The organism is Teichococcus aerofrigidensis, assembly GCF_054073225.1.
On record NZ_JBSXMU010000127.1, the window covers coordinates 1 to 8,840 of the forward strand.

Annotated in this window: 8 protein-coding genes; all 8 read left to right on the top strand. The window is 71.4% G+C overall.

Annotated elements, in window-relative coordinates; genetic code table 11:
* On the top strand, positions 1-1,005 hold a 1,005-nt coding region (locus ACVMLK_RS17980), incomplete at its 5' end, for an Lnb N-terminal periplasmic domain-containing protein (protein ID WP_457487172.1).
* 429 nt (positions 1,006-1,434) lie between these two features.
* Complete coding sequence (locus tag ACVMLK_RS17985; protein ID WP_198364686.1) at positions 1,435-2,664, top strand: ABC transporter substrate-binding protein; 1,230 nt, start codon at positions 1,435-1,437, stop codon at positions 2,662-2,664.
* 6 nt (positions 2,665-2,670) lie between these two features.
* On the top strand, positions 2,671-3,624 hold the full coding sequence (locus tag ACVMLK_RS17990) for a branched-chain amino acid ABC transporter permease (RefSeq protein ID WP_198364687.1): 954 nt from the start codon (positions 2,671-2,673) through the stop codon (positions 3,622-3,624).
* Positions 3,624-5,390: a branched-chain amino acid ABC transporter ATP-binding protein/permease gene (locus ACVMLK_RS17995; protein WP_457487173.1), complete on the top strand. Its 1,767-nt coding sequence runs from the start codon at positions 3,624-3,626 to the stop codon at positions 5,388-5,390. The genes ACVMLK_RS17990 and ACVMLK_RS17995 overlap by 1 nt, the downstream gene beginning before the upstream one ends.
* Complete coding sequence (locus ACVMLK_RS18000; protein WP_422924457.1) at positions 5,377-6,084, top strand: ABC transporter ATP-binding protein; 708 nt, start codon at positions 5,377-5,379, stop codon at positions 6,082-6,084. The genes ACVMLK_RS17995 and ACVMLK_RS18000 overlap by 14 nt, the downstream gene beginning before the upstream one ends.
* 9 nt (positions 6,085-6,093) lie before the next feature.
* The gene (locus tag ACVMLK_RS18005; RefSeq protein WP_457487174.1) at positions 6,094-6,903 is read left to right on the top strand and encodes an N-acyl homoserine lactonase family protein; all 810 of its coding nucleotides are present in this window, start codon (positions 6,094-6,096) and stop codon (positions 6,901-6,903) included.
* On the top strand, positions 6,900-7,619 hold the full coding sequence (locus tag ACVMLK_RS18010) for an SDR family NAD(P)-dependent oxidoreductase (protein ID WP_457487175.1): 720 nt from the start codon (positions 6,900-6,902) through the stop codon (positions 7,617-7,619). Before ACVMLK_RS18005 ends, ACVMLK_RS18010 begins: the two co-directional genes overlap by 4 nt.
* Positions 7,619-8,840, top strand: a 1,222-nt coding sequence (locus ACVMLK_RS18015) for an MmgE/PrpD family protein (protein WP_457487176.1), incomplete at its 3' end; no start/stop codon positions are given. The genes ACVMLK_RS18010 and ACVMLK_RS18015, both read left to right, overlap by 1 nt.

Sequence of the window (8,840 nt, forward strand, 5' to 3'; positions counted from 1 at the left end):
GCCCTGCTGTCGCGGGCCTGGGCCTGCCCGGCGCGGGCCATCCGCGGCCCCGCCGCCGCGCCAGGCTGGCGCCGGGCGATGGCGCTGGGCTGGCTCGGGCTGGGGCTGACCGCGGTGGCCGCCGCCTGGGCCGGCGTGCCCGGGCCCGCGCTCGGCGGCTATGCGCTGGGCTTCGCCGCGCTGCTGCTCTGGTGGTTCACGCTGCGTCCGAGCCATGACCGTGTCTGGGCCGAGGACGTGGCGCGGCTGCTCCGCGCCGAGCGGGCGGGCGAGAGGGTGACGCTGCACAACCTGCGCAACTTCACCTGGCGCTCGGCCGCGGATTTCACGCCCCGCTGGGAGAGCCGGAGCTACGATCTCGACGGGCTGGTCAGCGTCGATGCCGTCCTGTCCTACTGGATGGGTCCGGCCATCGCGCACACCCTGGTCTCCTTCGGCTTCCGGGACGGGCGGCACGTCGTTTTCTCCATCGAGATCCGGCGCAAGCGGGGCGAGGCCTTCCATGCGCTGGGCGGGCTGTTCCGGCAGTTCGAGGCCTGCCTGGTGGCGGCCGATGAGCGGGATATCCTGGCGCTCAGGACCAATGCGCGGGGCGAGGACGTTTATCTCTACCGCGTCCTGATGCCGCGCGCGGCGATGCGCTCGCTGTTCCTCGCCTATCTCGACACGGCGCGGGCGATCGAGGCGCGGCCGCGCTTCTACAACACGCTGACCGCCAACTGCACGACCATGGTGTATGAGATGGTCCGCCGCATCATCCGGGGCCTGCCGCTCGACTGGCGGCTGCTGTGCTCCGGCTATCTGCCGGACTACCTGCACGCGGTGGGCGGATTGACGCCGGGCCAAACGGTGGCGGAGCTGCGGCGCCGCGGGTGCATCACCAGGCGGGCGCGGCGGGCCGGGGAAGCGGAGGATTTCTCCGCCCGCATCCGGCAGGACGTGCCGGGCTATGACGCGGCGGGTACCCCGCTGCCTCTCGGAACGGAAGCCCCCTCAGGGCACTAAGGCCTGGCCGGGAATCGCCCGACAATCTTCCATTCCTTTTGTCAGGAATCCGGGCTGATAACCCTGAATTTAATCTAGAAAATTGATAATGTTGAATTTCTTATGCGGCAACATTGTCCGATCATGGCTGATGGCGCAAATATTGTCATATTGACGGTCTTCAAGGTGGCGGACTAGGCTCGCCGCAATCCGGAAGGAAGACACCATGTCCAGGCACACGGCCTGGCCGGAGCCATGCTCTCTGGCCCGTTCAGCGGATTTCCCGTCCGCCTGAACCCCGCCTTTCATGTCCGGACCGCGCCGTTGCGCCGGCCGCGCCGGGCAGGGGAAGAGGTCGGGACGCCCTGGACAGCGGGCTCTCTTCACTGAGGATCAGCAGCGCGTGTGATGCAGGAACCGGCGCCAAGTCCGGTCTGGAGGAAGACGTCCATGACGACCATCACCCGGCGGGGCCTGCTCGGCACCGCCCTGGCCATGCCCGCCATCGTTCATGGCACGGCGCGGGCTCAATCGGCGCCCATCAGGCTCGCCCTGCTGGCGCCGCTCTCCGGCCCCTTCGCGCGGCAGGGCGAGCTGATGCGCACCGGCGCCACCCTGGCCGTCGAGGACGTGAACCGCAATGGCGGCATCAAGGCGCTGGGCGGCGCGACGCTGGAGCTGGTGATTGCCGATGCCGGCGCCAACGTCGAGCAGGTGACCTCGGCGGCGCAGCGCCTGGCGGCGGACCGCGAGTTGCTTGCCGGCATGGGCGCCTGGGCCTCCTCCTTCACCCTGGCCGCGACCGAGGTGACGGAGCGCGCCAAGCTGCCCTGGATCACCCTCTCCTGGGCGGACACCATCACCGCCCGCGGTTTCCACTACGTCCTCGCCTCCTCGCCGCCGTCCAGCCGGATCATCCCGGCGGCGCTGGAGCCGCTGCTGGCCCTGGCCGGCAAGGTCGCCGGCAAGAAGCCGTCGACCATCGCCTGCATCAATGACGACACGGCGGTCAACCAGGCCAACATGAAGCCGCTGCGCGAGGGCGGCTTCGAGAAGCTCGGCCTGAAGACGGTGATGGACGAGAACTTCAGCGTCCCGCTCTCGGACGCCACGCCGCTGATCCAGCGCCTGCGCCGCGCGCGGCCGGACCTCGTGCTGCTCGGCACCACCGCCACCTCGGATTCCCGCCTGCTGCTGCAGACGCTGACCGAGTTCGGCCTCGGCCAGGGCAAGGTGCCGGTGATCGCGCCCTCGGCCAATTTCGGTACGCCCGAGATGCTGAAGAACATGGGCGCCAACTACCTGGAAGGCGTCATCGGCGTCGCCGGCAACTGGACCTCGAAGCGGCAGGCGGCGCTCAACGCCGACCTGATGAAGCGCTCGGGCGAGCCCTGGCTGATCCAGGACACGCTCTCGCTCTACGGCCATGTGGCGCTCATCGCCGATGCGCTGGAGCGCGCCGGCAAGGCGGACCGCGATGCGCTGATGGCGGCGCTGCTGGCGACCGACACGACCGAGGGCCCGGCGAGGTTCTTCCTGGGCGAGCGGCTGCGCTTCGAGAAGAACGGTCGCCGCGCCGATGCCGTGCCGGCCGTCTTCCAATGGAAGAACGGCAAGCCTCTGACCGTGCTGCCGGAGGCGGATGCCGAGGCGGAACTGTCCTGGCCGCGGCCGGGCTGAGCGACGATGGGCTACACGGGTGAGATCGAGGCCCTGCTGCAGATCCTCGCGGCGGGGCTGCTGCTCGGCTGCCTCTACGGGCTGATGTGCGCCGGGCTGGGACTGATCTTCGGCATCATGCGGGTGATCAACTTCGCCCAGGGCGACTTCATGATGCTGGCCATGTATTTCGGCCTGACCGGCGTCGCGCTGTTCGCGCCGGGCCGGTCCTGGGCCTTCGCCACGGCCATGGCAGTGGCCTGCGCGGCGGCGCTGGTCTTCTACGGCCTGGGCGCGCTGACGCACTGGGCGCTGGTCAGCCGCGTCTCCGGCGCGCGCGCGGTGGACACCGCCGATGCCGGCCATACCGGGCAGCTCATCCTGACGCTCGGCCTCTCGCTGGTGCTGCAGAATGGTGGGCTGATGCTGTTCGGCTCCTCCCCCGTCTCGATTCCGAGCGACGCCGGCACGCAGTCCTGGACGCTGGAGCTGCTCGGCGGGGACATCATGCTCTTCATCAACCAGGCGCGCGCGTTCTCGGCGCTGATGGCGGTCGCGGCCGTGCTGCTCGCCATCCTGCTGATGACGCGCACCGGCATCGGGCGGCAGCTGCGCGCCGTGGCCAGCAACCCGATCGCCGCCCTCTACATGGGCGTCAATGTCGACCGCGCCTTCCGCACCGCCTTCGGCATCGGCCTGGCGCTGACCGCCATCGCCGGCGTCTGCGTCGCCACCTTCTATCCGTTCCAGGCCTATAGCGGCTTCGACTTCGTCATCATCATGTATGCCGGGGTGGTGCTGGGCGGCATGGGCAGCGTCGGCGGCGCCTTCCTGGGCGGGCTGATCATCGGGCTGGTGCAGCAGCTCTCGACCCTGGTGCTGCCGGCGCAGCTGCAGAACACGGCGGTGTTCGTCGTCTTCCTGGCGGTGCTGCTGATCCGGCCGCAGGGCCTGTTCGGCCGCAGCGTGGAGCGCGCCTGATGCAGTTCCTGAGCCCTCCCGGCCGCCAGCTCGCGGCGCTGGCCGTGCTGCTGCTCTGCGGCGTGGCCGTGACCTTCACCATCCATGGCTACGAGCTGCTGCTGGTCTGCTTCGTCGGCATCTGGGCCATGCTCGGCCTGTCCTGGAACATCCTGGGCGGCTATGCCGGGCTGGTCAGCTTCGGCCATGCCGCCTTCTTCGGCGGCGGCGCCTATACCGTCGCCATCCTGTCGCACGATCTCGGCATCACGCCCTGGATCGGCATCCCGCTCGGGGCGGTGGTCGGCGCGGCGCTCGGCCTGCTGATCGGCGCCGTCACCTTCCGCCTCAAGGGTCATTACTTCAGCCTGGCCATGCTGGCCTATCCTCTGGCGTTGATCCCGCTCTTCACCTGGGCCGGCTGGTCGGAGGTGGCGCTGCCGCTGGAGCGGGAGCATCCGCTGCGCTACATGCAGTTCTCCGACCCCCGCATCATGCCACTGATCGTGCTGGCCGCGCTCGGCGCCGCGCTCTGGATCTGCCTGCGCATCGAGCGGACGCGGCTCGGGCTGCAGCTCTTCGCCATTCGCCAGAACGAGCTGGCGGCGCAATGCGCGGGCATCGCGACCCTGCGCGTCAAGCTCATCGCCATCGCCATCTCGGGCGGCATGGCGGGGCTGGCGGGCGGGCTCTACGCGACCACGGTGCTGGTGGTCACGCCGCTCTCCGTCTTCGGCATGCTGGCCTCGGCGCAGGCGCTGATCGTCTCCATGTTCGGCGGGCTCGGGGCCGCCTGGGGGCCGCTGATCGGCGCCATCATCCTGGTGCCGGCGGCCGAGCTGCTGAACGCCACCTTCGGCGGCCGCCTGCCGGGCATGCAGGGCGTCATCTTCGGCCTGGCCATCATGGCGGTCATCCTGTTCCGGCCGCAGGGCATCTACTGGGCGGTGCGCGACCATCTCGCGCCCCGCGGGCGCGTCCCGGCCGACCACGGCGCGCCGTCCGAGGAAGCGGCGGTGCCGCATCCCGAGTACAGGGAGGCGCCGGGCGAGCCGCTCCTCGTCGTGCGCGGCATCGACGTCCGCTTCGGCGGCCTGCACGCGCTGTCCGACGTGTCGCTGGAGGTGCGGCGCGGCGAGATCCTCGGCATCATCGGCCCGAACGGCGCCGGCAAGACGACGCTGTTCAACGTGCTGAACGGCATCGTCCGCGCCGCCGCCACGGGTTCGGCGAAGCTGGAGGGCGTGGAGCTGATCGGCCGCGCGCCGCAGGAGGTCAGCGCGCTGGGCGTCGCCCGCACCTTCCAGACGGTGCGTGCCTTCCCGCGCCTCACCCTGCTGGAGAATGTCGTCGTCGGCGCCTTCGGCGCGCATGCCGATGACCGCGCGGCGCTGGAGGCGGCGCGGGCCATGCTGGGTCGTGTCGGCCTCGCCGACCGCGCGCTGGTGCCGGCCTCGCAGCTCACCAACCGCGAGCTGCGGCTGATGGAGCTAGCGCGCGCCCTGGCCTCGAACCCGAAGCTGATCCTGATGGATGAGAGCTTCGCCGGCCTGTCCAGCGCCGATGTGGAGGTGATGATGCGGCAGATCCGGCGCCTCGCCGCCGAGGGCATGACGGTGGTGATCATCGAGCACACCATGACCGCCATGGTGCGGCTGGCCACGCGCTTCGTCGTGCTGGACCGGGGCCGCAACCTGGCCATGGGGGTGCCGGCGGAGGTGGTGCGCGACCCGGAGGTGGTCTCGGCCTATCTCGGGAAAAGGTGGGTCGAGCATGCTGGCGCTTGAGGGGATCGAGGTCCGGTACGGCGGGCTGGTCGCGCTGCGCGACGTGTCGCTGGAGGTGGCGGCGGGCGAGGTGGTGGCCGTCATCGGCCCGAACGGCGCCGGCAAGACCACGCTGTTCAAGGCGATCTCCGGCGTCGTGCCGCTGGCCGCCGGCAGCATCCGCCTGGAGGGTCAGCCGATCGAGCGTCTCTCCCCGGCCAGGCGCCCGCATCTCGGCCTCGCGCATGTGCCGGAAGGGCGGCAGGTGTTCGGCGACCTGACGGTCGAGGAGAACCTGCAGCTCGGCACCACGGCGCTGCGCGACGGGCGCGAGGCGGGGCGCAGCCTGGAGCGGTGCTACGCGCTGTTTCCCGTGCTGGCGGAGCGGCGGCAGCAGCTCGCCGGATCGCTCTCGGGCGGGCAGCAGCAGATGCTGGCCATCGGGCGCGGCATCGCCTCGCGCCCGCGGCTGCTGATGCTGGACGAGCCCTCGATGGGCCTGGCGCCCACCATCGTCGACACGATCTTCGAATCCGTTCAGCGCCTGAACCGCGAGGAAGGGCTAACGGTGCTGATCGTCGAGCAGCGCGCCATCGAGGCGATCGAGATCTGCGACCGCGGCTATGTGCTCTCCACCGGCGAGGTTGTGATGCGCGGCACGCGCGCCGAGCTGCTGGCCGACAAGACCCTGCGCGAAGCCTATCTGGGGGCATGAGGACAGAGGATGACCGAGCAACCGACCTATGAGGTCTTCGCGCTCCGCTACGCCATGCGCGAGGCGAAGCGCTCCGAGCATTTCATCGGCGGCGATCCGCATGACGGGCCGATGCCGATGGATTACTTCCTGTGGCTGATCCGCGGCGATGGCCGCACCATCGTCGTCGATTCCGGCTTCACCGCCGAGGTGGCGGCCCGTCGCGGGCGCACCCTCCTGCGCGACCCGATCGGCAGCCTGAGGCTGCTCGATGTCGAGGTGGACAGCGTGCGCGACGTGGTGCTGACGCATCTGCACTACGACCATGTCGGCAATTTCCACCGCTTTCCCGCCGCGCAGTTCCATCTGCAGGAGGATGAGCTGCACTTCACCTGCGGCCGGCACATGCGCTTCGGCCATCTGCGGCATTCCTTCGAGGTGGAGGACGTGGTCGGCATCGTCCGGCTGAACTTCGCCGAGCGGGTGCGGCTGTACAGGGGGCCGGTGGATCTGGCACCCGGCATCACCCTGCATCCGGCGCCGGGGCATTCGGCGGGGCTGCAGTTCGTCCGCGTCAACACGGCGCGCGGGCCGGTGGTGCTCGCCTCCGACGTCACGCATTTCTATGAGAACATGGAGAAGGGCCGGCCCTTCCCCACCTGCGTCAACGTGGCCGACATGCTGGAGAGCCAGCAGCTGCTCTACGCCGCGGCGCCGAGCCCGGCGCATATCGTCCCCGGCCACGACCCGGACGTGATGCGGCGCTACCCGGCGGTCTCGCCGGCGCTGGAGGGCATCGCCGTCCGGCTTGACGTGCCGCCGAAGGAGAGTGCGGCGTGAGCGGTCGCGCCATCGTCACCGGCGCCGGCAGCGGCATCGGCGCCGCCACGGTCCGCTGCCTCGTCGCCGAGGGCTGGCGCGTCGCCTGCCTCGACCGCAATGCCGAGGCCGCGCGCGCCGTCGCCGGGGACCAGCCCGTCATCGGCGTGGATGTGGCGGACGAGGCGGCGGTGATCCGCGCCATCGCCGAGGCCGAGGCGGCGCTCGGCGGCATCGACGCGCTCGCCACCTGCGCCGGCATCTACGAGACCACCTCCTTCTTCGACAGCACCGCCGAGACCTTCCGCCGGGTCAACGAGGTCAATGTCATCGGCACCTTCCTCTGCCTGCGCGAGGCGGCGAAGCGGATGGCGCGCGGTGCGCGGATCTGCACCGTGGGCAGCGTCGCCGGGATTCGCGGCGGCGGGCTGGCCGGCACCGCCCCCTATGCCACCAGCAAGGGCGCGGTCATCACCCTGACCAAATCCGCCGCGCGCGAGCTTGGCCCGCGCGGCATCGCGGTGAACACCGTGGCGCCGGGCATGATCGACACGCCCTTCGCCGCCGCGCCGCTGGCCGACCCGGCGATCCGGACGCGCATCGAGGGCATGACCAGCCTCGGCCGTCTGGGCACGCCGGAGGAGATCGGCGAGGTCATCGCCTGGCTGCTCTCGCCCCGCGCCTCCTACCTGCATGGCGCGACCATCGTCGCCGATGCCGGCATGGTGATGTACTGATGCGCCCGCCGCTGACCCCGGGCCTCGCCCGCGACCTTCTCGCCGCCCGCCTGCCCGGCGGCGTCACGCCGGCGGTGGAGCTGTGCCTGCTGGATTTCCTGGCCTGCGCCTTCGCGGCGCGCGACAGCCGGCCCAGCCGCGCCGCGCAGGCCATGGCCCTGGCCGAGCCCGGGGAGGCCACGATCCTGGGCCTGTCCCGCCGCGCCGCCCCGGGCGCCGCCGCCTTTGCCAATGCCGCCGCCGGCCACGGGCTGGTGCGGGAGGACATGCATGCCGGGGCCAACAGCCATTTCGGCGTGGTGGTGCTGCCCACCCTGCTGGCCCTGGCGCAGCAGCGCCGGGTGAGCGGCACCGCCTTCATCGAGGCGGCGGCGGTCGGCTACGAGGTCGGTGCCCGGCTGGGCCGGGTGCTGGTCAATCCGCGCTTCAGCCGGCAATGGCGGCCGACCGGCTGGACCGGCCCCCTGGCCGCCGTGGCGGCGGGGGCGCGGCTGGTCGGCCTGGCGCCGGAGCAGGCGGCCTCGGCCCTCTCGCTCGCCGCCAACATCGCCGGCGGGCTGAACGAATGGCCGCGTGACAGTGGCGACGAGATGTTCTTCCACCCCGGCTTCGGAGCGCGCAACGCGCTGGTGGTGCTCGCCCTGGCGGCAGGCGGGGCGGAGGGATCGGCCATGGCGCTGGACGGCCCCGCCGGGCTGATCGCCGCCGCCGGCGCCGAGCCGCCGGCCGGGCTGCCGCTCTTCGACGGCGCCACGGCCGAGGTGGAGCTGGTGTTCCGCAAGGCGCTGCCGCTGTGCAACTTCGCGCAGACCCCGGCCCAGGCGGCGCTGCGCCTGCTGCGGGAGGCGGGCGCGTTCGACCCGGCCACGGTCACCGGCATCATCGTCCGCGCCTCGGAGGCGGCGGTGCGCTATCCGGGCTGCGACGGCCAGGGGCCGTTCCAACGCGTGCTGCAGGCCAAGATGAGCATCGCCTTCTGCGTGGCCGCCGCGCTGCTGCACGGTGCCGTGGAGGAGCAACACTTCGCCCTGCCGGCCTCGCCCGAGCTGATGCGCCTCATCGCCCTGGTCCGGCTCGAGATCGATCCGGCCGCCACGGCCGCCTTCCCGGCCCGCCAGCCCGCGGAGGTGATCGTGACGCTGGCCGATGGCCGCCGCCTCGCCGCCGCCATGCCGGACCTGGAGCCGGCGGATGAGGTCACGGTCCGCCGCCGCTTCGCGG

Coding starts and splice junctions, on each gene's coding strand:
- ACVMLK_RS17985 (WP_198364686.1), top strand. CDS start 1,435: ATGACGACCATCACCCGGCGGGGCCTGCTCGGCACCGCCCTGGCCATG.
- ACVMLK_RS17990 (WP_198364687.1), top strand. CDS start 2,671: ATGGGCTACACGGGTGAGATCGAGGCCCTGCTGCAGATCCTCGCGGCG.
- ACVMLK_RS17995 (WP_457487173.1), top strand. CDS start 3,624: ATGCAGTTCCTGAGCCCTCCCGGCCGCCAGCTCGCGGCGCTGGCCGTG.
- ACVMLK_RS18000 (WP_422924457.1), top strand. CDS start 5,377: ATGCTGGCGCTTGAGGGGATCGAGGTCCGGTACGGCGGGCTGGTCGCG.
- ACVMLK_RS18005 (WP_457487174.1), top strand. CDS start 6,094: ATGACCGAGCAACCGACCTATGAGGTCTTCGCGCTCCGCTACGCCATG.